The 20,784-nt window shown below is 69.1% G+C and carries 24 protein-coding genes; 12 read left to right on the plus strand and 12 right to left on the minus strand.

From position 1 onward, the window contains the following. The first annotated feature begins 51 nt into the window (after nucleotides 1-51). The gene (locus IEY60_RS09740) at nucleotides 52-2,016 is read left to right on the plus strand and encodes an amidohydrolase family protein (protein WP_189026266.1); all 1,965 of its coding nucleotides are present in this window, start codon (nucleotides 52-54) and stop codon (nucleotides 2,014-2,016) included. Between the two features lie 23 nt (nucleotides 2,017-2,039). Here IEY60_RS09740 and IEY60_RS09745 read toward each other — a convergent pair whose 3' ends face one another. Beyond that, complete coding sequence (locus tag IEY60_RS09745) at nucleotides 2,040-2,618, minus strand: TetR/AcrR family transcriptional regulator (protein WP_189026268.1); 579 nt, start codon at nucleotides 2,616-2,618, stop codon at nucleotides 2,040-2,042. Between the two features lie 42 nt (nucleotides 2,619-2,660). Here IEY60_RS09745 and IEY60_RS09750 point away from each other — a divergent pair, with 42 nt between their 5' ends. Next, the gene (locus IEY60_RS09750) at nucleotides 2,661-3,515 is read left to right on the plus strand and encodes a phytanoyl-CoA dioxygenase family protein (RefSeq protein ID WP_189026270.1); all 855 of its coding nucleotides are present in this window, start codon (nucleotides 2,661-2,663) and stop codon (nucleotides 3,513-3,515) included. 25 nt (nucleotides 3,516-3,540) lie between these two features. Here the strand turns inward: IEY60_RS09750 and IEY60_RS09755 are convergent, their stop codons facing one another. Next, nucleotides 3,541-3,690, minus strand: coding sequence for a hypothetical protein (locus tag IEY60_RS09755; protein ID WP_229739677.1), 150 nt, complete (start codon nucleotides 3,688-3,690; stop codon nucleotides 3,541-3,543). A gap of 321 nt (nucleotides 3,691-4,011) precedes the next feature. Between IEY60_RS09755 and IEY60_RS09760 the strand changes: the two genes are divergently transcribed. Then, nucleotides 4,012-4,965 carry an alpha/beta fold hydrolase gene (locus tag IEY60_RS09760; protein ID WP_189026272.1) on the plus strand — a complete coding sequence of 318 codons (954 nt, stop codon included), beginning with the start codon at nucleotides 4,012-4,014 and terminating at the stop codon, nucleotides 4,963-4,965. On the opposite strand, the gene IEY60_RS09765 is transcribed toward IEY60_RS09760, so the two are convergent. Together IEY60_RS09765 and IEY60_RS09770 are read right to left on the minus strand one after the other, a co-directional pair. Further along, nucleotides 4,966-6,099: a zinc-dependent alcohol dehydrogenase gene (locus IEY60_RS09765; protein WP_189026274.1), complete on the minus strand. Its 1,134-nt coding sequence runs from the start codon at nucleotides 6,097-6,099 to the stop codon at nucleotides 4,966-4,968. Continuing rightward, entirely contained in the window at nucleotides 6,099-6,524 is a 426-nt protein-coding gene (locus IEY60_RS09770) for a tautomerase family protein (RefSeq protein ID WP_189026276.1), read from the minus strand. Before IEY60_RS09770 ends, IEY60_RS09765 begins: the two co-directional genes overlap by 1 nt. Before the next feature lie 81 nt (nucleotides 6,525-6,605). Here IEY60_RS09770 and IEY60_RS09775 point away from each other — a divergent pair, with 81 nt between their 5' ends. Beyond that, nucleotides 6,606-7,184, plus strand: a complete 579-nt coding sequence (locus IEY60_RS09775; RefSeq protein ID WP_189026278.1) for a TetR/AcrR family transcriptional regulator — start codon at nucleotides 6,606-6,608, stop codon at nucleotides 7,182-7,184. 9 nt (nucleotides 7,185-7,193) lie between these two features. Here the strand turns inward: IEY60_RS09775 and IEY60_RS09780 are convergent, their stop codons facing one another. Then, the gene (locus tag IEY60_RS09780; protein WP_189026280.1) at nucleotides 7,194-7,802 is read right to left on the minus strand and encodes a class I SAM-dependent methyltransferase; all 609 of its coding nucleotides are present in this window, start codon (nucleotides 7,800-7,802) and stop codon (nucleotides 7,194-7,196) included. 145 nt (nucleotides 7,803-7,947) lie between these two features. On the opposite strand from IEY60_RS09780, the gene IEY60_RS09785 reads away from it, so the two are divergent. Next, the gene (locus tag IEY60_RS09785; RefSeq protein ID WP_189026282.1) at nucleotides 7,948-8,931 is read left to right on the plus strand and encodes a DoxX family protein; all 984 of its coding nucleotides are present in this window, start codon (nucleotides 7,948-7,950) and stop codon (nucleotides 8,929-8,931) included. 199 nt (nucleotides 8,932-9,130) lie between these two features. Beyond that, a complete protein-coding gene (locus IEY60_RS09790) occupies nucleotides 9,131-9,421 on the plus strand; it encodes a hypothetical protein (RefSeq protein WP_189026284.1) in 291 nt (96 codons plus the stop codon). Nucleotides 9,422-9,426: 5 nt separating this feature from the next. On the opposite strand, the gene IEY60_RS09795 is transcribed toward IEY60_RS09790, so the two are convergent. Further along, nucleotides 9,427-9,750 (minus strand): hypothetical protein, encoded by a 324-nt coding sequence (locus IEY60_RS09795; RefSeq protein ID WP_189026286.1) that lies wholly within the window; start codon nucleotides 9,748-9,750, stop codon nucleotides 9,427-9,429. A gap of 19 nt (nucleotides 9,751-9,769) precedes the next feature. Continuing rightward, nucleotides 9,770-10,255, minus strand: a complete 486-nt coding sequence (locus tag IEY60_RS09800; RefSeq protein ID WP_189026288.1) for a MarR family winged helix-turn-helix transcriptional regulator — start codon at nucleotides 10,253-10,255, stop codon at nucleotides 9,770-9,772. A 68-nt stretch (nucleotides 10,256-10,323) separates the two neighbouring features. Here IEY60_RS09800 and IEY60_RS09805 point away from each other — a divergent pair, with 68 nt between their 5' ends. Then, nucleotides 10,324-11,760: an MFS transporter gene (locus IEY60_RS09805; RefSeq protein ID WP_373291705.1), complete on the plus strand. Its 1,437-nt coding sequence runs from the start codon at nucleotides 10,324-10,326 to the stop codon at nucleotides 11,758-11,760. A 7-nt stretch (nucleotides 11,761-11,767) separates the two neighbouring features. Here IEY60_RS09805 and IEY60_RS09810 read toward each other — a convergent pair whose 3' ends face one another. Both IEY60_RS09810 and IEY60_RS09815 read right to left on the minus strand, forming a co-directional pair. Further along, a complete protein-coding gene (locus IEY60_RS09810; protein ID WP_189026290.1) occupies nucleotides 11,768-12,499 on the minus strand; it encodes a helix-turn-helix domain-containing protein in 732 nt (243 codons plus the stop codon). Nucleotides 12,500-12,559: 60 nt separating this feature from the next. After that, entirely contained in the window at nucleotides 12,560-13,294 is a 735-nt protein-coding gene (locus IEY60_RS09815; protein WP_189026292.1) for a helix-turn-helix domain-containing protein, read from the minus strand. Between the two features lie 421 nt (nucleotides 13,295-13,715). On the opposite strand from IEY60_RS09815, the gene IEY60_RS09820 reads away from it, so the two are divergent. From IEY60_RS09820 to IEY60_RS09830, 3 genes are all read left to right on the plus strand, one after another. Beyond that, on the plus strand, nucleotides 13,716-14,300 hold the full coding sequence (locus IEY60_RS09820) for a CHAP domain-containing protein (RefSeq protein WP_189026294.1): 585 nt from the start codon (nucleotides 13,716-13,718) through the stop codon (nucleotides 14,298-14,300). 188 nt (nucleotides 14,301-14,488) lie between these two features. Next, nucleotides 14,489-15,637 carry a hypothetical protein gene (locus IEY60_RS09825; RefSeq protein ID WP_229739678.1) on the plus strand — a complete coding sequence of 383 codons (1,149 nt, stop codon included), beginning with the start codon at nucleotides 14,489-14,491 and terminating at the stop codon, nucleotides 15,635-15,637. Nucleotides 15,638-15,798: 161 nt separating this feature from the next. Next, a complete protein-coding gene (locus IEY60_RS09830) occupies nucleotides 15,799-16,509 on the plus strand; it encodes a DUF1906 domain-containing protein (RefSeq protein ID WP_189026296.1) in 711 nt (236 codons plus the stop codon). 43 nt (nucleotides 16,510-16,552) lie between these two features. On the opposite strand, the gene IEY60_RS09835 is transcribed toward IEY60_RS09830, so the two are convergent. Continuing rightward, entirely contained in the window at nucleotides 16,553-16,948 is a 396-nt protein-coding gene (locus IEY60_RS09835) for a RidA family protein (protein WP_189026298.1), read from the minus strand. A 94-nt stretch (nucleotides 16,949-17,042) separates the two neighbouring features. Here IEY60_RS09835 and IEY60_RS09840 point away from each other — a divergent pair, with 94 nt between their 5' ends. After that, the gene (locus IEY60_RS09840; RefSeq protein ID WP_189026300.1) at nucleotides 17,043-18,008 is read left to right on the plus strand and encodes a helix-turn-helix transcriptional regulator; all 966 of its coding nucleotides are present in this window, start codon (nucleotides 17,043-17,045) and stop codon (nucleotides 18,006-18,008) included. On the opposite strand, the gene IEY60_RS09845 is transcribed toward IEY60_RS09840, so the two are convergent. Both IEY60_RS09845 and IEY60_RS09850 read right to left on the minus strand, forming a co-directional pair. Continuing rightward, on the minus strand, nucleotides 18,005-18,364 hold the full coding sequence (locus IEY60_RS09845; protein WP_189026302.1) for a hypothetical protein: 360 nt from the start codon (nucleotides 18,362-18,364) through the stop codon (nucleotides 18,005-18,007). The two genes, IEY60_RS09840 and IEY60_RS09845, sit on opposite strands and share 4 nt — an antisense overlap. Nucleotides 18,365-18,464: 100 nt before the next feature. Continuing rightward, nucleotides 18,465-19,244, minus strand: coding sequence for an Rv1157c family protein (locus IEY60_RS09850; RefSeq protein WP_189026304.1), 780 nt, complete (start codon nucleotides 19,242-19,244; stop codon nucleotides 18,465-18,467). A gap of 255 nt (nucleotides 19,245-19,499) precedes the next feature. Between IEY60_RS09850 and IEY60_RS09855 the strand changes: the two genes are divergently transcribed. After that, nucleotides 19,500-20,783 carry a mannosyltransferase gene (locus tag IEY60_RS09855; RefSeq protein ID WP_268241463.1) on the plus strand — a complete coding sequence of 428 codons (1,284 nt, stop codon included), beginning with the start codon at nucleotides 19,500-19,502 and terminating at the stop codon, nucleotides 20,781-20,783. Nucleotide 20,784 lies beyond the last annotated feature (1 nt).

A 20,784-nucleotide genomic window follows, 5' to 3' on the forward strand; every position in this document is an offset into this window, starting at 1 on the left:
ATTTTGGCGTGAGGTCATTGTGAAATAGAGCTAGTTCAGAAATGAGAAGCCTTGCGTTCCAACCTCCCCCACGCGGGTCAAGCGCGATCGAAATCCCTGCTGGTGCTCGCCGTCGCCGTGCTGGCAGCGGGTCTCGCCGGGCCGGGTCCAGGGTCCGTCGCGGCGGACCCCGCCGCCGAGCAGACTCGCTATTCGCTGGTCAACGGCTGCTACCGGATCGACACCCCGGCCGGGCCGCTGGCCCCGGCGTCAGGCCCGTATCGGATGCGTGCGTCGGCGCTCGGCGAATATCTGCTCTATGGGCGACAGCGCGAGGTGCTCGCGGTCTCGGAAGGGGTGATCGGCCCCGCGAAGACCCCGTCCGCCGCCGCCGTGTGGAAGGTGGACGGCACCGGCGCCGGCGGATTCATCCTCGCCAACGGCGCGACCCAGACCAGCACGCCCGCCACCTTCGTCCCGGACAGCGGTTGCGCGGATTTCCCCGAGGCGCAGACCGGCGCGGAGGGAACGCCGGGTCCCGGCGTCGGCGCCGACGGCTCGATCGTGGGCACCATCGACGCGCACGCGCACATCACCGCCTACGAGTTCATGGGCGGCAACTTCCACTGCGGCCGCCCCTGGCATCCCTACGGGGTGACCTACGCGCTGCCCGATTGCGCGCAATACCGCACCGGCACCAATGGTCTGATCGCCGACTTCCTCGACTACGGTGCACCGTTCCAAGGCTCCGACACTCGCGGCTGGCCCAGCTTCCGCGACTGGCCGAAACCCTCCGTGCTCACCGCCGAAGGCGCCTACTGGACCAGCATCGAGCGCTCGTGGAAGGCGGGTCTGCGCGTGATGACGGTCGACCTGGTGGACAACGAATCGCTGTGCGCGATGATGACCGACCGCCGAAACCCCTGCGACGATATGGATTCCGTGCGCATCCAGGCCGACAGCCTGCGCGCGCTGCAGGACTACATCGATGCCCAGTCGGGCGGCCCGGGGCAGGGCTTCTTCCGGATCGTCACCGAACCGGCCGAAGCGCGGCGGGTTGCCGCGTCCGGCAAACTCGCCGTTGTCCTCGGTATGGAGTTGTCCGACCCGATGGGGTGCGGCGTGTTTCTCGGGCAACCCGAATGCACCAGGGCCGACGTGGACCACTGGCTGGCCGAACTCCGGCGCATCGGTGTCAGCAGCTTCTTTCCCGTCCACAAATTCGACAACGCCTTCGGTGGCACGAAAATGGACCACGATGTCACCGGCCTGCTGGTGAACGCGGGCAACTTCATGCAGACCGGCACATTCTGGAACGTCCAGCCCTGCCCCGGCCCCGAACACGACAGCACCCAGCCCTCGGTGCCCATCGCCGGCCACATCAACCAGTTCCTCGCCAATCTCACCGGCCCACTGCTCGGCGGCGCACCGCTGCCGCTGTATCCGGCGGGATCGCACTGCAACGCACGCGGACTCACCGATCTGGGCGCGTACCTGATCGACAAGATGATCGATCACGGCTTCCTCATCGAGATCGATCACCTGAGCGAGGCCACGGCCGACGAAGTCATGACCATCATCGAAAGGCGTGACTACCCGGGCGTGCTGTCCTCGCATGGCTGGGACTCGTCGAAAACCACCGAACGTGTGTACGCCGCAGGTGGTTTCGCCACTCCCTATGCGGGCGGACCGCAGAGCTTCGTGCAGGCCTGGCGCGAAGCTCGCGTATTGCCGCGGCCCGCAGGGGATTTCGGCTTCGGCTTCGGCTCCGACATGAACGGGATCGCCGGTCAGGGTGCCCCGCTGGGCCCCGATACCATCCGATACCCCTTCCTCTCGCACGACGGACGGGTGACCTTTCACCGGGAACGCTGGGGCGATCGGACGTTCGACATCAACACCGACGGCACCGCGACCTATGGAACCTACGCCGACTGGCTCGAAGCGGTCCGCGTCCTCGGCGGCCCCGAGATCATGACCGACGTCTTCCACGGCGCGGAGGTGTACTTGCGGCTCTGGGATCAGGTCAGGCGATAGGCCCTGGCGCCGCGCGTTTCCGGTCAGGCGATTCCGAGGGCCGAGGCGGTCAGGTGCCAGAGGCGGGCGGTTGCTTGTTGCTGGTCGGCGGGGGGCGTCGACTTCAGTTGCTGGGCGATGCCGTGGCGTAGGCCGCCGATGACATAGGCGCCTGCGCTGGCGGGGTCGAGGTCGGCGGGGAGCTGGCCGAGGGCTTGGCCGTGGCGGATGTTGTCGGCGGCCATGGCGCTCATGGTCTCGATGTGGACGGCTTCGAGTTCGGCGAGGTCGGGGTCGAGGGCGGCGCGGGTCAGCAGGATGGGGGCCAGCGGGTCGGCGAAGTGGTAGGCGACGAAGAGGCGGGTGCGTTCGCGTTCGCGGGTGCTCCAGTCGGCGTCGGCGGGGAGGTGGGCGTCGGCGATGGCGTGGCGGAGGCCGTCGTAGAAGCCGTCGTAGATCGCGGCGAGAAGTCCGCTCTTCGAGCCGAAGTGGTGGTAGAGCGCGCCGGTGCTCAGCTTCGCCCTGCGGGTGAGCGCGCTCAGTTCCAGCACGCCGTTGCCGCGGACCAGTTCCTCGCGTGCGGCGGTGAATAGTTGTTGACGTCCGATCGGGGCGCGTGCCATATTCGAAACATAACAGAACTCAGTTATGTTCTAGGAGTCGCCGTGAGCAGCGAAGTGTCGTCGTTGACCGATTTGGGTGGCGATCTGGCCGGTACGTATCGGCGGACCGTGAGCAGTGGGACGACCGTCGATCCGGCGCTCGCCGAGGCGGACCTGGCCGCGGTGCTGCGCGACGGGTACGTCATCCTGCCGGACCTGCTCACGCCGGACGAGCTGGACGACATCCGCGAATCGGTGCGGCCGCTGCTGGATCGGCACGGGCGCAATCAGTTCGAGGGCCACACCACCCAGCGGGTGTACAGCGTGCTGAACAAGACGGCCAGCTGTGACCGCATCGCCGACCATCCGCGAGTGCTGGCCCTGCTCGATCGGCTGTTCCTGCCCAACTACCTGCTGTCGATGCTGCAGGTGATCAACATCCTGCCCGGTGAGCAGGCGCAGATGCTGCACACCGACGACGGCTTCTACCCGATTCCGCGACCGCGTGCCGCGCTCGGGGCGGCCACGATCTGGGCGATCGACGACTTCACCGCCGACAACGGCGCCACCGACATCATCGCGGGCAGTCACCGGTGGGGCGATCGGCTGCCCGCGGAATCCGACCGCGAGCCCGTGGTGATGTCGGCGGGTTCGTGCGTGTTCTTCCTCGGCACGTTGTGGCACGGCGGTGGCGCCAACCGAAGCGATCGGTCGCGCTTGGCGGTCACCGCGCAATACTGTGAGCCGTGGCTGCGGCCCCAGGAGGCATTCACGCTGTCGACCACCCGGGACACCGCACGCCGGGTGTCCGAAGATCTTCGGCGCATGCTCGGCTACAGCATCCATCCGCCGTTCATCGGTCAAGTCGACGGCATGCATCCGAAGCGGTTGCTGGAACCCGGCGCCCAGGCGCTGTAATCCGTTGCGCCGGAGATGAATCGGGCTAGCCCACTTCGAGTTGGATTGCGCCGGCGAGGAGTTCGCGGGCTCGGAACAGGTCGAGAGAGCCGCTGTGCCGGCGTTCGCTGAGGCCTTCGACCAGGGCGGTGAGGCGTTCGGCGGCTTCCAGGATCTGGGTACGGCGTTGCGGCACGGTTCCTCGCCGTAGGGGCCGGGGGGCGGCGAATCCGCCGGGGTGGCGCAGCGGGTTCCTGCTGGGTGATGCAGTGGATGCCGTCGCCACCTGCGGCGAAATCGTCGTTCTCGAACTCGGTCGACGGGCCGGTCAGCACCTCGACCTGCGAGGGACGGCTGTGGGCGTCGGTCGCTGAGCCCAGGATGTCGAGGTAGTCGAGTCACCTTGGTGGGTTTCTGCACACCCTCGGGGGAGCGGGACCAGCACTCGGGGCCCTGCCGACGACGTCCGATCCGGCGCAGAGTTGATCCTGTCACCGCACGCCACCTGGAGGTTCCGATGTCGGACATCAGCACCAACGCCCACTCGGCGCAGCGTCGTGTCTCGGTATCGACCGGTGACGGGGTGGAACTCGCGGTTCGCGAATACGGGCGGCGAGACGCGGACCTGACGATTGTCCTCGTGCACGGGCACTGCCTGCGCACCGCGTCGTGGGCCGCCGTGCGCGCCGCCCTGCTGCGTGACTACCCCGGCGCGCGGGTCGTCTGCTACGACCACCGCGGCCATGGTGACTCGGCCACGGCGTCCAGGCAGACCTACAACCTCGAACAGCTCGGCCACGACCTGCACGACGTGCTCGACGCCGTCGCGCCCACCGGGCCGGTCGTGCTGGTCGGCCATTCGATGGGCGGCATGACGGTGCTGACCTACGTCAACCGATACCGGCACGAGATCGGCACCCGCATCGTCGGTGTCGGACTCGTCGCGACCGCGGCGAGCGGACTCGCCGACGCCGGCTTCGGGCGGCTGCTGCGCAACCCGATCATCTCCGTCTTCCAGTCGGCCGTCCGGCGCGCACCGCGCCTGATGCAGCAAGTCAAGGTGCTGGCCTGCAAGGTTTTCGCCCCGGTCGTGCGCGCCGCCGAGTTCGGCGATCGCAAGGTCAGCCCCCAGGTGCTCGCGCTGGCCGAGGCGATGCACAACGCGACATCGATCGTGACGATGGCGAGCTTCCTTGGCGCTTTCAAGGACTTCGACCGCACCGACGCGCTGGCGCTGTTGTCGGAGATCCCCACCCTGGTCCTGTGCGGCTCCGCCGACCTGATGACACCCCCGTCGCATTCGGTCGCCATGGCCGCCGCGGTCGACTACGCGGACTTCGTGACGATCGACGGCGCGGGCCACTCGGTGATCCTCGAGCAGCCCGCGCGGGTCGCCGAGGCCATCGCCCGGCTGGTCGGCCGGGCGAGCAGCGAGCAGGTCCAGATCGCGAGCCTGGCGCTCGCCGCCTGATTAGGCGGTGACGCCCAGTGGCGCCCGATGCAGGACGAGCTTGGTCGTGTGGGCGCGGTAGGCCTCGGGGGCGTCGTCCCAGTCGGCCAGCAGGGTCGTGACCGTCTCGGCGGGGAATTCGGTGTCGGCGATGAAGTCGAGCAGGTCCGGTAGGTGCGGACGCACATGGGACACACCGATTTTCAGTGTCGCGTCGTTCGCGTACATGTGCATCAGCGGCACCTTGGTGCCCGGCGCGAGGTAGTAGCCGACCGGGGTGCAGATCCCACCCGGCCGCAGGGCGCGCAGGGCCGTGTCGACACCCGCGGCGGTGGAGGTGCCCTCGACGGCGATGTCGTAGTTCCGTGACGGCAGGTCGGCTCGGCGGAGCTTGCCCTTGGCGACCGGATACGCTCGGGCACCGAGCTTTTCGGCGATCGCGAGGCGTTCGGGGCGGTGGTCGACGTAGTCGACGACCTCGGCACCGTGGGCGACCGCCAATCCGGCCGCGTAGAGCCCGATGCTCTGCGCCGCACCGCCCAGGACGAGCACCGAACCGCCGGGACGCTCGGCGAGCGGCCCGACGACGCAGCGCCAGGCATCGGTGAGATTGTCACTGGCGGCGGCGATCCGCAGCGGGTCGACCCCGGCGGGCACCCGGACAAGCATGTGGTCGGCGTGGGGGATACGCAGCAGGTCGGCGACCATGCCGCCCCACGGTCCACTGGCCGGGCCGAACCCGAACGCGGCCAGGGTGCTGGTCCGGGTCGTCGAGCACTTGGCGGTGAGTCCGCGCTCACATTCGGGGCATTCCCCGCACGACACCGCCCACGGCACGACCACCACGTCACCGGGGACCAGCCCCGTGACATCGGCGCCGACCTCGACGACCTCCGCGATGCATTCGTGCCCGATGCCGAACGGGCCGCGGAACGGGACGTCCCCGCAGATGCTCGCGACCACCGGATCGATGAGTCCGGCCCGCAGCCCGACCTGCATGGCGCGGGACACGTGCCGGTGGATGGGCATGGTGTCGCCGTCGCAGCGTCCGGCGACGAACGGGCGGACGATCGCGTCGCCGGGTTCCGACAGGACCGGGTCGGGTCGTTCGCGCCAGGCGAGGTGGTGGGCGCGGACGAGTTGCAGCTCCCGCATTACCCGCGTGCTCCGGCCGCCAGTGCCTTCAGCTCGGCGAATCGGATGATGTTGCCCGCGGCGCCCCACGTGCCCTCGGGCTGTTCGTGGATGAGCACCCACACCCGCAGCGCGTCGGCCTCGGTGAGCCCGGCGGCGGCGAGGACGTCGTCGGTCACCTGCTTGATCAAGCCCGCTTTCCGGCGTTCGGACAGCGCGCCTTCGGGCACGGTGGCGTCCACCCGGAAGCGCGGCAGGTCGTCCTCGGCGGTGCCGAACGCGCCCGTGGGCACCTCGTGGATCAGGCACCAGGCCTGGGCGCGGAAGAACGCGGTGTCCGGTGCGCCTTCCCAGGTGAGCAAGGTCGCGGCGAGCGTCTTCTGCAACTGCTGCCGGACGTCGCCGGTCAGGACGCCTTCGGGCAGCGTGAGCTGGATCATCGGCATGGGGAACACCTCCGTTATAACGACTGTTATAGATGGGCGACGGTACGCTATGACGGTCGTTATGGTCAAGGGAGGTGCTGGATGGCGCAGTCGGATGCGCGCGATCGATTGGTGGCCGGTGCGGCCGACATGCTGCGGCGCCGTGGCCTGAACGCGACCAGTGTGCGGGAGCTGGCCAAGCACTCCGGCGCGCCGCTGGGCTCGACCTATCACTACTTTCCCGGGGGCAAGTCGCAGCTGGCCGCCGAGGCTGTTCGTCTGGCGGACGCGCTGACGGTGCGTAAGCTGACCGCCGAGTTGCCCTCAGGCCCGGTCGACGGCCTGCGCGCCTTCGTCGCCATGTGGCGAAAGATCGTGGTGGACAGCGACTTCGAGGCCGGCTGCCCGGTGCTGGCGGTGTCGGTGGAGGACCAGCCCGCCGACGACGACGAACCCCGGCGCGCGGCCGCCGAGGCCTTCGATCATTGGACCGACCTGCTCGCCGGATCCCTGTGCGAGCATGGCGCGACCGCCGACGCCGCCGACCGGACCGCGACCCTGATCGTGGCCGCGATCGAGGGCACCGTCGCCATGTGCCGGGCCCAGCGCAGCGTCCGCCCGCTCGACCAGACCGCCGAGGCCTTGGAAGCCGTCGTCCATGCTGTCATCGCTGTGGACTGAGGGGTCGAGCTACCGACCGCGTGAGGCCGCGAGCATGGCGTGGGGGCGGACCTCGCCGACGCGCGGGCGTTGCTGACGTTCGAGTTCGGTGAAACCGGCCGAGCGGAGCAATTCGGACATGTCGTCGACCGGCCAGCGATAGGCCGATGTCACTTTGTGCGGGAACATTTCCACGTGCTCGGTGCTGTCGAAGAAGCCGATGACAAGTCGTGCGCCCGGTGCGAGAATCCGGCTGAATTCCGCCAGGATGTCGGGTAGTTCGGCTGGTGCGAAGTGGATCAAGGAGAACCACGCGAGCACGCCGCCGATCGTTGCGGTGGGGGCGTCGACGGCGCGGAGTGAGTCGACGCGGAACGGCACGTCGGGGTAGCGGGATCGTGCGTGGGCGACGAACTCCGGGACGAGATCGATGCCGGTGGCGGCGAGGCCCGCCTCGTGCAGGACATGGGTGAAATGGCCGGGACCGCAGCCCAGATCGAGGACGGGACCTTCGGCGTCCGCGAGGTGGCGCAGGACGAAGGCGGTGTCGTCGGGGGCGAGGTCGGTGGGACTACCGAAAAGGTCGATGTACAGCTCGTTGATCGCGCTGTAGGCGGTTCGGACGGTGGCGTCGGACACGAGGTCGACGGTAGCGCGACATCGTCGAGGCAGACACTGGACAGGGCATGCTCCATCCGATGGATCGTTTGTGCCCGCGGGTCCCGGGTAGTCGAATGGGGAGGAGCCGTACGCACTCCCCAGTCGTAGACGAAGGGATCCGACGATGCCGATCAAGCCTGTTCGCCGCGTTGCTCGCACACTGCTGGCGACGACATTCGTAGCCGGGGGCGTCACCGCGTTGATGAATCCGAAACCCCGTGCCGCGGCGGCGACCGCACTGGCCGACAAGGGCAGGGCCGACCTGCCCGACTCGCTCGCCGCACGGGTGCCCGACGATCCGAGCCGGTTCGTGCAGATCAATGCCGCCGTGCAGATCGCGGGCGGTCTGCTGCTGGCCAGCGGGCGGGCGCCGCGCCCTGCCGCGCTGGTGCTGGCGGCGACGGTGGTGCCGGGCACGGTCACCGAGCAGGACTTCTGGGCCGAATCGGATCCGGATCGGAAGGCGGCCAAGCGGGCGGGATTCCTCAAGGATCTCGGGCTGCTCGGCGGTCTGTTGATCACTGCGTCCGACACTGCGGGCAAGCCGTCGCTGGGCTGGCGGGCCAGGCAGGCGCTGGCGCGCCGGGAACCGGAGAGCGCGGCCTTCGTCGACGCGGCGAAGGTCCGCGGCGCGCATCTGGCCGAAGTGGCGGGCGAGCAGGGCTCGCATCTGGCCGACGTGGCCCGCGAACGTGGCCCGCAGCTCGCCGAGGCGGCGCGGGAACGGGGTGCGCACCTGGCCGAGGTCGCCAAGGAGCGCGGGCCCGAGCTCGCCGAGGCGGCGCGGGAACGGGGTGCGTACCTGGCCGAGGTCGCGAAAGAGCGTGGTCCCGAGTTGGCCGAGGCGGCACGTGAGCGCGGTGCGCAGTGGGCCGAGGTCGCGAAGGAACGCGGTCCCGAATTGGCCGAGGTCGCGCGGGAACGAGGTGCGCATCTGGCCGAGGTCGCCAAGGAGCGCGGGCCCGAGCTCGCCGTGGCCGCGCGGGAACGGGGTTGGCACCTGCTCGATATCGCCAGGGCCCGTAGCGCGTACGCGGCCGAGCTGGCTCGGGAACGGGCCGAGCGGCTCGAAGCGGCGGCGCGGGAACACCGGCCCGCCGCTCGCTGAGAATTCCACTGCCCCGAGATCCGTGGTCTGTCGAACGCGATGACCACGGCGGAGAATGAACACGGGTCGGGCCGTGTCGCCGAAAAATGCCCTCCGAGAACAGCGCAATGAGGTCAATCCGCGCGAATCGGGCTCGGAGGGCAGTTTCGGCATGAATACTGCATATTCGCAGTGCATTTCGGAGAGTGGGATTTATCTGATGTTGTCCGGTCGTGAAACGTCCAAGCCGTATGCCGTTCGAGTCGCCTTGGTCGGCGTCGCGGTGACGATCGGGCTGCTCGGCGCGGCGGCGCCCGCCTCGGCGCTGCCGGGCTCGGGCTCGGCGACCGGGTCTGCCACCGGATCCGCCGATCTGGCCACGGGCTCGGCTACCGGGTCGTCGGGTGCGGCCGCGGCGGGTGCCGCAGGCGCGTACCTGACCTGGCAGTCGGCGCAGTTCATCCAGAAGACGATCCAGATGCTGCTCGCCGTCCCGCGTAATCAGCTGTAGGACAGCTACTTCCAGGCCCTTTCCCAGCGCTCGGCCGCCCAGTCCCGCACATCGGGACTGAGCGCGATCGCGGGCAGCAGCAGCGCGAAGCCGATGACCAGCACGGCCAGCCGCACCCACACGCTGAGTTCGCCGAGGGCGCGTAGCAGCGCGGGCAGCACGCAGATCGCCGCGAGGACGACGAGGACGATCGCCGCGAGATTGCGGCCGGGGCCCGCGATCAGCGCGGCGCAGGTGCCGAAGCACAGGCCCAGGACCAAGCCGCCGACGCCGACGAAGTAGTTGTCCCAGGCGAGCCAGCTCGGGCGGGTAGACCGTTGAGTGACCACGCGGCGGAGCTTAGCGCGCTCAGCTGTCCGTGCGCTGAGGTCTGGGCCACGGGTTTTCCTCGATTCGCTCGACCGAGCGATTGAACTTCCGCATGAGCCTGCTCAACTCGCTGACATCGTGGGCGTCCCAGTCGGCGACGACGGCGCCGATACCCGCGGCGCGGTGCTCCTGATCCGCGGTCAGCGCGGCCCTGCCCGTCGCCGTGGCGCGCACCTTGCGGGCGACGCCGCCGTCGGGGTCGGGCACCCGTTCCACCAGTTCCTGCTTCAGCATCGCGCCGACCTGGCGGTTGATCGTGGAGATGTCGAGCTGGAACGCCGCCGACAGCTCGCGCAGGCTCAGCGGTTCGCTCAGCTCCAAGCGCGTGAGAATGAGGAACGCGGAGCGGTCGAGCAGGAAGCCGGGTCGGCGGCGCGTCGTGGCGAGGGAGTGGCGCGAAATCAGGTTCAGCTCGAACACCAGGCGGGTGAACGGCGTGTCGTCGACGGGGCCGGAATCGGACATACGCCAACTATGTCGCGTGGGTCACCGCGAATCCAAATTGTGCACCATACACATGATGTGTACGGTGCATATTTGTGTCTGTAACCGCCGCCGACGTCACGCCGGCCACCTCTGAAACCCGCGGCGTCTCGCCTGCCGTGCTCATCGCGGTGCTCAGTACCGTCGGCGTCGTCGTCTCGCTCATGCAGACGCTGGTCATCCCGATCATCCCGTCGCTGCCAAGCCTGCTGAACACCTCGGCGTCCAACGCCTCCTGGGTGGTCACCGCGACGCTGCTGGCAGGCGCGGTCGCCACGCCCATCGCGGGCAAGCTCGGCGACATGTTCGGCAAGCGGCTGGTGCTCGTCGCCAATCTCGGCTTCATGATCGTCGGCTCGGTGATCTGCGCGAGCTTCTCCTCGCTGCTGCCCGAGATCGTCGGCCGCTCGCTGCAGGGCGCCGCGGTGGGCGCGATCCCGCTCGGCATCAGCATCATGCGCGACGAACTGCCCGCCGAGAAGGTCGGCGGCGCGATGGCCGTGATGAGCGCGACCCTCGGCGTCGGTGGCGCGGTCGGCCTGCCGTTCGCGGCGGTGATCGCGCAGAACGCGAACTGGCACATGCTGTTCTGGATCGCCGCCGGGCTCGGTGCGCTGTGCGCGGTGCTGGTGTTCGTCTTCGTGCCGGAATCGCCGGTGCGCACCCCGTCGAAGTTCGACTTCGGTGGCGCGGTCGGGCTGTCCATCGCGCTGCTCACGCTGTTGATCGGCATCACCAAGGGCGCGGACTGGGGCTGGGCCGGCCCCTCGATTCTCGGCCTGTTCGCTGTCTCGCTGGCGAGCTTCCTGCTGTGGGGTTTCTACGAACTGCGGCAGAGCTCGCCGCTGGTCGACCTGCGGGTCTCGGCGCGGCCGCGGGTGCTGTTCACCAACCTGGCCTCGATCGCGGTCGGCTTCGCGCTCTACGGCATGTCGCTGACGTTCCCGCAGCTGCTGATGGCGCCCACCGAGACCGGTTACGGCTTCGGCTTGTCGATGGTGGCCGCTGGTCTGGCGATGGCGCCGGGCGGTGTGGTCATGATGCTGCTCTCGCCGGTGTCGGCGCGGCTGTCGGCGAAGAAGGGGCCCAAGCTGACGCTGGCCCTCGGCTCGGCGGTGATCGGTTTGGGCTACCTCTTCGCGGTGCTGCTGATGGACAGTGTCTGGCAGATCGTGGTCGCCGGGATCATCGTCGCCGGTGGCGTCGGCCTGGCCTACGCCGCCATGCCCGCGCTGATCATGGGCGCGGTGCCGATCACCGAGACCGCCGCGGCGAACGGCCTGAACTCGCTGATGCGTTCGGTCGGCACTTCCACCTCGGCCGCGGTGATGGGTGTGGTCCTGGCGCACATGACGATGCAGCTCGGCCCGCACGTGCTGCCCTCGCGGGAAGGTTTCCACGCCGCCTTCTACATCGCGATCGCCGGCGCGGTCGTCGCGATCGTGCTGACCGCCTGCATCCCGATCCGCAAGACCGACCAGCGCTGAGTCTTGGTCAGTCGATCTGCCTCGGGGCGTAGACCACCAGCGACCATTCCCGGCGCGGGATGAGCGACGCGCCGAGGGAGTGCACCGTCATGGCTGTCGTCGCGCCGGTGCGCGGGTCGCGGCAGTACATCACCGGGTCGTCGAGGCTGTGCGGTGCGGCCGGGTCGGTGGTCCAGAACTTCGTCCACTCCGGCGCCTCGGCGCAGGCTTCGACGATCTCGGCGATCCGCTGCTGCGACGCCAATCCGGGCCCCATCACCCGGAACCCGTAGACGCACATGTGCACCTGCTGCTCCCAGTCGACCAGCGCGGTCTTGGCGCGCGGGTCCAGCAGCATCCACTCGAGCATTGATAGGCCCGTTTCCAGCCCGGGAAAGTGCAGTCGCCATGCGGCATTCGTGGCCACGACATCGTAGGTCGGGTGCATCTGCAGGCTGGCCGGGTGCGTGATCCCGTCGAGCAGCACCTGGTCGGCGGGTCGCACCAGGGGCGGCGACACGGGGTCGTAGCGGCCGGTGATCGACAGGGAGATCAGGTGGTCACGCATCACCTCGGGGACGGTGAGCGCATCGAACAGCGCGGTCAACGCCTCCAGTGTCGGCGGGCGGGTGCCCTGCTCGATCTTCTGGATGAGGGCGGGGGAGATGCCGGCCGCGGCGCTGAGCGCGGCACGGGTCAGCCCCGCTGATTCCCGGCGTTCGCGCAGGTAGCGCGCAATCGGCGGATACGGGTTCTCCACGTTGGAATCCTCTTCCATGGCCGGTGGGGGCAAAGGCGATTGGCAGGGCCGGGAAAGAGACTAGGCGGTCGTCTTCGGCACCAGGACAACCAAGGACCAGTTGCGGCGCGGCAGTGCGAAATCCAGGTTGTGCATCGCCAGCATTGTCGGTTCGCCGGTGTCGACGTCGCGCACCAGGAGTTCCGGGTCGTCGATGCCGTAGGGCGGCTGCGGCTCGGTCGTCCACAGCCGCTCCCACTCCGGGGCGCGGGAGCAGGACGCGACGATTTCGTCGATCCGCGCCCGCGGCACCAGGCCGGGGCTGGTCATCCGGAAACTGAACACACTCGCGTGGATCTGTCGTTCCCACTCCATGACCACCGAGCGGGCCGCCGGATCGAGCAGCATCCATTCGAGCAGCGTCGTTCCCGGCTCCAGCCGGGGGAACTGCCGCGCCCAGGCGGCGTTGATCGCCAGGACGTCGAAGGTGGGGAAGACCTGCAGGCTGGCCGGATGGGTGATGCTGTCGAGGAGCTTGCGCTCGGTCGCGGGGACGACCGCCTCGACCGGTGCCGGTTTGTCGTATCGATGCGACAGCGACAGCGACACGAGGTGATCGCGGAACGGCTCGGGGATCGCCAACCCGTCGCACAGCGCGGTCAGTGCCTCGATCGTGGGCGTGCGGGTGCCCTGCTCGATCTTCTGGATGAGCGCAGGTGAGACGCCGGCGATAGCGCCGAGGGCCGTTCTGGTCAGCCCGGCGGATTCGCGGCGTTCGCGAAGGAAGCGCGCGATCGGTGCATGCGGGTCTTCCACGCCAGTTCCTGTTCGGGTCGCTGGGACAAATTGGGACAGTCGTCTAGCTTGACCGAGAGTAAAGCGTTCGCAAAAATTCTCACAGCCGGGCGGGGAAAACCGCACGGCTACCAGTTCAGCGCAGCACGGTGATCCAGCCCGGCGTTTTGCGCTGGTCAGGTCGGTGGGTTCCGGAGCGGCACGTGTTCGAAACCACGTCCGCGCCCCGTGCGTGGACGTCGCCGGAGGGGACGGCACGCACGCTGGATGCGCGCCGAGAGCGCGGTAAGCGAGCCGATACCCGGGTGGTGCAGGGGTCCACCCGGTGATCACGCTCCCACCCGGCCCGCTCCGGAGCCCACTATCCCGTGACCCGATCCGGGAACCACGGGCGCCCCCGGTTCGTCTTAGAGAGCAGAAGGCTGAACGAAAGCGGGGGGCGATGACGCAAGTACAGGCCGGACCTACCGGCCGCACAGCGCGCTGGTTGCTCGGGATCTCCGGGCTGCTCGCGGCGACGGCCGTGGTGGTCGTCGGACTCGTGTGGTGGCAGCACGATTGGGGCGAGCCGTTCCCCACGCTGGACAGCGAACACCTCGACGAACAGCAACTCGCCCTGGTAGAGGTGCTGCGCCACGAATACGAGCACCCCGGCGACGGACCGAAATACGCCGAGGGGGTCGAGGAAGCCTGGTGTGCCGACTTCGTCAGCTGGACGATGCGCGCGGCGGGCAGGCCGCTGGCCAACCCGAACTCCGGTTCGTGGCGCATTCCCGGCGTCTACACACTGCAGGAGTACTACCAGAACGTCGGCCGGTTCACGCCGGGCGACGTCGGCTACCGGCCGCGTCTGGGTGATGTGGTGCTCTACGGCCCGTCGAGTCCGCTGGGTCAGCACACCAACATCGTGCTGAAGGCCGACGGCGATTCGATCACCACCATCGGCGGCAACGAGATGGGCTCGGTGCGGGTCCGGACCATCGAACTCGCCGAAACCGCCGATCTGGTCGGCTACGGGCGATTCTGAAATCGATTGTCGCTCAAGACAACTGCCCTGATCCGGAACGGCGGTACCACGGGCGTACCCGTACGATGGAATCGGTGGCGCCCGGCAGCGCCCCGGCCGACCCCTCCGTCCTGCTTCCCCCTCATCGGCAGGACGGGGGAGTTGTGCCACCAACCGGGGGTTTCCCTTCGTCACGTACCGTGTCCGATGTGCGCGAGAAGGTGGCCGGGGAGGCACGGCGAGACCCGATGTGGATCGAGTATGCCGATTTCGGCGAGCGTTTCGTCACCTACGCGGTGACCGAAGAGCGCATCGCGGCGGCCGTCGCGGGCATGACCGGCCGTGGGGTGACGATCGGACCGTTCTCGCTCGGCCCCGCCGGACTGGCCGGCTTCGTCGCCGAGGGCACGCTCGGGACACCCGTCGTCACCCGCAATCCCGGTGACGCGCTGACCTTCGGGGTGCGGGTGCCGCTGACGCTGGCCGTCAACCTCGTGCTCGGCGGCCGCAAGCTGGGCCTGGCCGCCGTGGTCGAGATCGGGCTGACGCTGCACGCGCGCACCGCCCAACCGCTGCTGGTGGTGATCGACGTTGCCCCGGTGACCGCAAGGGACGTGAGCTTCACCCTGCGCGCCGAGGCCATCGACACCGCCTGGGAAATGCTGCTCGACCCGATCGCGGGCCTGGTGCAGCGCGAGGTCGCGAACCGGGTCAACGCCATCGTCGGCGACCCGAAGGTCCGCTCCGAGCGGGTCTTCGACATCGAGGCGATCCTCGACGGCTACCGCTCACCGCATCGCCACGACACCGTCTTCGAGTGGATCGACTTCCGCGAGTTCGGTTTGCGGTTCTTCGCCGACATCGTCACCAGGGACCGGGTGCACGACGTGGTCGCGCAGATGGCGGGCAGCGAGATCGCGGTCGGCCCGCTGTCGGAGGGCCCGCGTGGCGCGGCCACGGTGACCGTGCGCGGCGCGATCGAGCAGCCGCGCGTCATCGATCGCGGGGTGGGGGAGCCGGGCGCCGCGCGCGTGTTCGACATGACGCTGCCGGTGGGGCTCGACATCACCGTCGACGTGCTCAAGGCCAACCACTACCGCGCCGACCTGGAGATTCCGCTGGTCCTCACGGCCAGGGCCGCCGAACCGCTGCAGATCGTCATCGATGTGCCGCCGCCCGCGCTCGAGGACATCTCGATGGAGTTCACGGCGAAGGGTCTGCGCGCGGCCACCCTGGCCCGGCTGGCCGGGATCAAGCGGCAGGTGGTGGCCCAGGTCGTCGCCGTGGTCAGCACCGAGCTGGCCGACCCGACGAGTCGCACCATCGACGTGGGCGCGGCCATCGACAGCGCCACCTGATCTGTGTGACCGCTGGGACGAAAGTGACTTTTGGTTCTGGCGGTTCCCGTGGGGTTGTGGTGAAATGAGTGCACGTTCGAGGCTCCCGGCGCGCGGGATTCGGGGAAGGCGCGCCGGGCACGCTGCCGGTTGAAGGTCGGGTTGCGCGAAGGAGTCCTGCGATGCGTTCTGTTCCGGTGACCCGGCGGGAATTCTTCGGATTCACCGCCGCCGCGGCCGCTGTCGGTCTCGGCGTGTCCGCCGCGCCCGCCGCGGCCCAATCCTTCGGCACCCTCGTCGACTACGCCGCGGGCGTGCCGTCCGCCGAGGCGATCAAGGCCGCCGGGCACATCGGGGTGATCCGCTACGTCTCCGACCGCAGGCCGGGCGCGGAGTGGATGGAAGGCAAGCCCCTGCTGGCCGCCGAGGTCGAGGACCTGCTGTCCGCGGGGTTATCGATCGTGTCGAACTACCAGTTCGGCAAAGGCCCGACGGCCGACTGGCGCGGCGGGCTGGAAGCGGGCAAACAGCACGCCGAACGCGGCTGGGCGCTGCACACCGCGGCGGGCGGCCCCGATACCGCGCCGATCTACGCCTCCATCGACGACAACCCGTCCGAAGCGGAATTCGACGAGATGATCGCGCCCTATATCGAAGGGTGGCAGTCGGTGCTCGGCGCCGCACTCGTCGGCATCTACGCCAACACCCCGACTATCGACCGCGCGCTCGACGCCGGGCTGGGTTCCTGGTTCTGGCAGCACAATTGGGGCACCCCGAAGGGCTACGTGCACCCCGGTGCGCAGCTGCATCAGTTCGAGATCGACAAGCGCGCCATCGACGGTGTCGGCGTCGACCTGAACCGGGTGCTGGCCGAGGACTACGGCCAGTGGTGAACTCGCCGCCCCCGGAAGTTCTCCCGGAGGCGGCGAGGTGGCGTCAGTCGACGGCGGTTCCCTCCAGCTCGATCAGCTGGCCCGGGATCGCCAGCCGGGTGACCTCGAGCATCGTGGTCGCCGGTGCCACCCCGGCGGCGCCCAACCGTGCGGCCAGTACGCCGTAGTGCTGGAACAGCAGATCGACGTCGGTGGTGTAGACGTTGAGCCGCACGAGGTTCGCCAGCGTCATTCCCGCTTCTTTGAGCACGCCCTCCACGTTGTCGATGCTCAGCGCCAGCTGTGCCGCCATGTCGCCGTCATGCTCGGGCCTGCCCTCGCTGCTCATCGCGGTCTGCCCGGAGCAGTACAGGGTCCGGGTGTGACCCGAGACGAGCTCACCCTGGTTGAAGCCCATCTCCACCGACCACGTCACCGGGTTGACTGCCGTTCGTTCCACTGCCAGCTCCATTCGATTCGTTCGAAGTACGTGGTGGTAAGCCTCGCAACGAATCACGACATCCTGTGTCGTGTATTCCCGGTAGATTTTTCGTATGCGTGCGGACCGGTTGGTGTCGCTGGTGCTGCTGCTGCGCCAGCGGGGGCGGCTGACCGCGACGGAGCTGGCCGAGGAGCTCGAGGTGTCCACCCGCACCGTGTTGCGCGATATCGAGGCGCTGTCCGCGGCCGGAGTCCCGGTCTTCGCCGAACGCGGCAGGCACGGCGGTTTCGCGTTGCTGCCCGGGTTTCGGACCGAGCTCACCGGGCTCAATCCTGACGAGGCGCTGGCCCTGCTGGTCGCCGGATCACGGCGCGGCACACAGGCATTCGGCCTCGGCTCGGCGCTGGCTTCGGCGATGCTCAAGGTCGTCGACGCGCTGCCCGAAAGCTATCGGAACACCGCGGCCGACGTGGCCGAGCGCTTGCTCATCGACCCCGAGACCGATCTGCTCTCGCGTCGGCTGGTCGCCGAGGAAGTGCCGGGCACCATCCTGGCCGAGATCCGGCGCGCGGTATTCGCCGGAAACAAGCTGCGCATCCACTACGCGGCCGTCGACCAGGCCCCGACGTGGCGCACGGTGGACCCGATCGGCCTGGTCGTCGTTCGCGACCAGGGCTACCTGCTGGCCACGAGATCCGGCGCGGACCGCACCTACCGGTTGTCGCGGGTGCTGGCTGCCGAGGAACTCACCGAACCGGCACAGCGGCCGGAGCGAGTCGATCTGGACCTGGCCTGGCAGGAACGCAGCACGCGGTTCCGGACCGGCGGTGACCAGATCGTCGTGCTCGTCCGGATGAACCCCGGGCGGCGGGAGGATCTGGTGAGTACCGCGCTGGCTGTGCGCACCGAGGAACCAGACACAGACGGGTGGCTGCGTCTGGAGGTGGCCTTCCAAGACACACGGCACGCCGAATGGGCGCTGTGGCAGCTCGGCACGGACGCGGAAGCCCTGGCTCCGCGGTCGCTGCGTATTACCCTGCGCGATCGCGCCGCCGCGATCGCTGCCCGCTACGCCTAGGTCTGGCAGTGGCAGGTCGGCGCGAGCCGCAGATCCGGCTCGTCGTCGGGGATGACTCGCAGCGCCACTCTGTCGTCGGGTTCGGCGCAGACGCCGCGCCACGACAGCAGCGACCAGCGCGACAGGCCGGACAGCGCCGAGCCGATGCTCGCGAACGAGCCGGAGGAGATCACCGACCCCAACGAGCCGACCGAGCCGATCGAGAGCACCGACCCGACCGAGCCGATCGACAGCACGGAATAGGCCGAGCCGATGGACAGAATCGAGCCCTCGGATCGATAAGACAGGATGGAGCGGCTCGACCGCCGACTCCGAATCGACCGAGCATCGCGGGATGAAACTCGTGTGGTCGCCATGGTTCTCGGTCTACCACATCGGGATGCTCGGGGGAACCCGTTGACAACGACAGAGCCCGGCCGGTTCCCGAGGGAACGGACCGGGCGGTGCGTCGATGACCTAGACCGTGAAGAAGCCGAGGGTCGGCAGGAAGTTGCAGGTGCGGGGAGCGGCGCCCTCGGCCTGCGTGGTCAGCGAACCGGAGACGACGGCGACGACACGGCCGTGGCCGGTGCTCGCGATCGCCGACAGGGTGGCCGGGCCGCCCGGGTTGATCTTGGCCTCGTCGGTCAGCGTCTGCACCGCGGACTGACGGGTGTCGAGGTTGAGCCACTGCACCGTCATCGGCGGGTTCTGCTCGGCGGTCGGCGCCTTGGTGCCGAGCGCGGTGAACACGAAACCGGCCTGACCGGCGGCGACGCCGGGCGGGGGCAGCTGAGCGGGACCGGCGACGGCCAGCGCGGTGCCGACCGAGTCGGCGCCGTCACCGATGCAGCCCTTGCCGATCGTCGGGTACAGGAACTGCGCGATGACCGGGCCGTCCTGCGGGATGTCGGGACCGCCGCCGCCGCTGCCGTCGAGGAAGGTGATGATCCGCTCGAGCGTGGCCTTGATGGCGGGCGGCAGGTTCAGGGTGGCCAGCAGGGCGCGCGCCTGGTCGAGCAGGGCGGTCTGCGGGCTGGCGACGTCGGCGGGGCCGGCGATCAGGCCGGCGACGGCGGGGGCGAAAGCGGCGAGCGCGTCGACCGGGACGCCCTCGGGCACCATCGGAACGCTGATCGGCGCGGCCTGCGGGGCAGGCGCGGGAGCGGCGATGGTCGACGCAGGCGCGGCGAGCATGGCGCTGGCCGCAATGGCGAATGCGGTCGTTGCGATCCGCGATCCTCGGCTACGAAGCACTTGTCCAGCCGTCCTTACCTCGGTGTTGCGATGGGGCGAGGGTGTCGAGCCCTTCGATGTCGGGGTCACTCTAAGGACATGGCTGCCGTGTTGTACAGCCGCCTGGCCCGTGACGGCGCGCCGACCGAAACCCTGTTCATCGACGCTAGCCCCCACTGCTGTTACCGCTGGGGATGTTGATGCAAATGTTACCGATGGTGTCGCGCGCCTACGCGTCAACCCGTGCGCGTGGCCACCCGCGCCCGCACGGTTAAGGTGATCGAAGCAACGCGACGCGGCGCCGACGCCACCCATACGACCGAAAGCCTGGCATTGAACCGACACCTCCGATGGGCTCTCGCGCTGCTCGGATTGTCCGTGCTCGCCAGGCTGTGCTGGATGTTGTTCGCCGAGAACGGGCTCAATGTCGTCGATCTGCACGTCTATGTCGACGGGTCGGCCGCGCTGCTCACCGATCGGCTCTACGACTTCACCTACGCGGAAAAGACGCCGGACTTCCCGCTGCCGTTCACCTATCCACCGTTCGCCGCGCTCGTCTTCTTCCCGCTGCACTATCTGCCGTTCGCGGCGGTCGCGGTCGGCTGGATGCTGGCGACGGTCGCCGCGCTCTACGGCGTCATCCGGATCAGCTTCGAACTGCTGATCGGCGCCGAACGGGCCAGGCAGACGCGCTGGATCACCGCGGCGGTCGGGTGGACGGCGCTGGGCGTCTGGCTCGAGCCGGTGCGGACCACCATCGACTACGGCCAGGTCAATGTGTTCCTGGTGTTCGGCGCCATGCTGGCGGTGCGCAGCGCGCGCTGGTGGATCTCGGGCACGCTGGTCGGCGTGATCGCGGGCATCAAGCTGACCCCGGCGATCACCGGCCTGTATTTCGTGGCTCGCCGCCGTTGGGCGACGGTGCTGTGGTCGGCGGCGGCCTTCGGGCTGACGGTCGCTGTGAGCTTTCTCATCAACGCGCACGAGGCGCGGCGCTACTTCGGCACGCTGCTCGGCGACGCCGACCGGATCGGGCCGGTGGGCTCGGTGTGGAACCAGTCGCTGCGCGGCACGCTGAGCCGGATCCTCGGCTACGACGTGCAGTCGGGACCGTGGTGGATCGCCGCGGTGCTGGTCACGGCGGTGCTGGCGTTCCTGGCGTGGCGCGCGCTCGGCCCGGACGACCGGCTCGGCACCCTGGTGCTCGTGCAGCTGTTCGGGGTGATGATCTCGCCGATCTCCTGGTCGCACCACTGGGTCTGGCTGATCCCGACCGTGCTGTGGCTGCTGTACGGACCGCTGCGCGCCCAGCGCACCGCACGGATCATCGCCGGGTTCTGGGTGCTGACGATGCTGATCGGCGTGCCGTGGGTGCTCTCGTTCGCGCAGCCGACCATCTGGACGATCCCGCGGCCCTGGCCGCTGGCCTGGCTGGGCGCGGTCGACGTGATCGGGGTGTTCGTGCTGCTGGGCTGGCTGGTCTGGCACGGTCGCGACACCCTGCGCGCGCAGGCGCGCGCCATCGCCCGCCGGCCCGCGGTCGAGGTTCCGGCGAGCTGAG

Origin of the sequence: Nocardia rhizosphaerihabitans, from assembly GCF_014646295.1 — a bacterium.
In the GTDB taxonomy this organism is placed as follows: domain Bacteria; phylum Actinomycetota; class Actinomycetes; order Mycobacteriales; family Mycobacteriaceae; genus Nocardia; species Nocardia rhizosphaerihabitans.

Bases quoted from the DNA above. Each gene is read 5' to 3' on its own strand.
- IEY60_RS09760 (WP_189026272.1), top strand. From the start codon at position 4,012: ATGTCGGACATCAGCACCAACGCCCACTCGGCGCAGCGTCGTGTCTCG.
- IEY60_RS09845 (WP_189026302.1), bottom strand. From the start codon at position 18,364: ATGGCGACCACACGAGTTTCATCCCGCGATGCTCGGTCGATTCGGAGT.
- IEY60_RS09765 (WP_189026274.1), bottom strand. From the start codon at position 6,099: ATGCGGGAGCTGCAACTCGTCCGCGCCCACCACCTCGCCTGGCGCGAA.
- IEY60_RS09775 (WP_189026278.1), top strand. From the start codon at position 6,606: ATGGCGCAGTCGGATGCGCGCGATCGATTGGTGGCCGGTGCGGCCGAC.
- IEY60_RS09790 (WP_189026284.1), top strand. From the start codon at position 9,131: ATGTTGTCCGGTCGTGAAACGTCCAAGCCGTATGCCGTTCGAGTCGCC.
- IEY60_RS09800 (WP_189026288.1), bottom strand. From the start codon at position 10,255: ATGTCCGATTCCGGCCCCGTCGACGACACGCCGTTCACCCGCCTGGTG.
- IEY60_RS09830 (WP_189026296.1), top strand. From the start codon at position 15,799: ATGCGTTCTGTTCCGGTGACCCGGCGGGAATTCTTCGGATTCACCGCC.
- IEY60_RS09785 (WP_189026282.1), top strand. From the start codon at position 7,948: ATGCCGATCAAGCCTGTTCGCCGCGTTGCTCGCACACTGCTGGCGACG.
- IEY60_RS09770 (WP_189026276.1), bottom strand. From the start codon at position 6,524: ATGCCGATGATCCAGCTCACGCTGCCCGAAGGCGTCCTGACCGGCGAC.
- IEY60_RS09840 (WP_189026300.1), top strand. From the start codon at position 17,043: ATGCGTGCGGACCGGTTGGTGTCGCTGGTGCTGCTGCTGCGCCAGCGG.
- IEY60_RS09820 (WP_189026294.1), top strand. From the start codon at position 13,716: ATGACGCAAGTACAGGCCGGACCTACCGGCCGCACAGCGCGCTGGTTG.
- IEY60_RS09745 (WP_189026268.1), bottom strand. From the start codon at position 2,618: ATGGCACGCGCCCCGATCGGACGTCAACAACTATTCACCGCCGCACGC.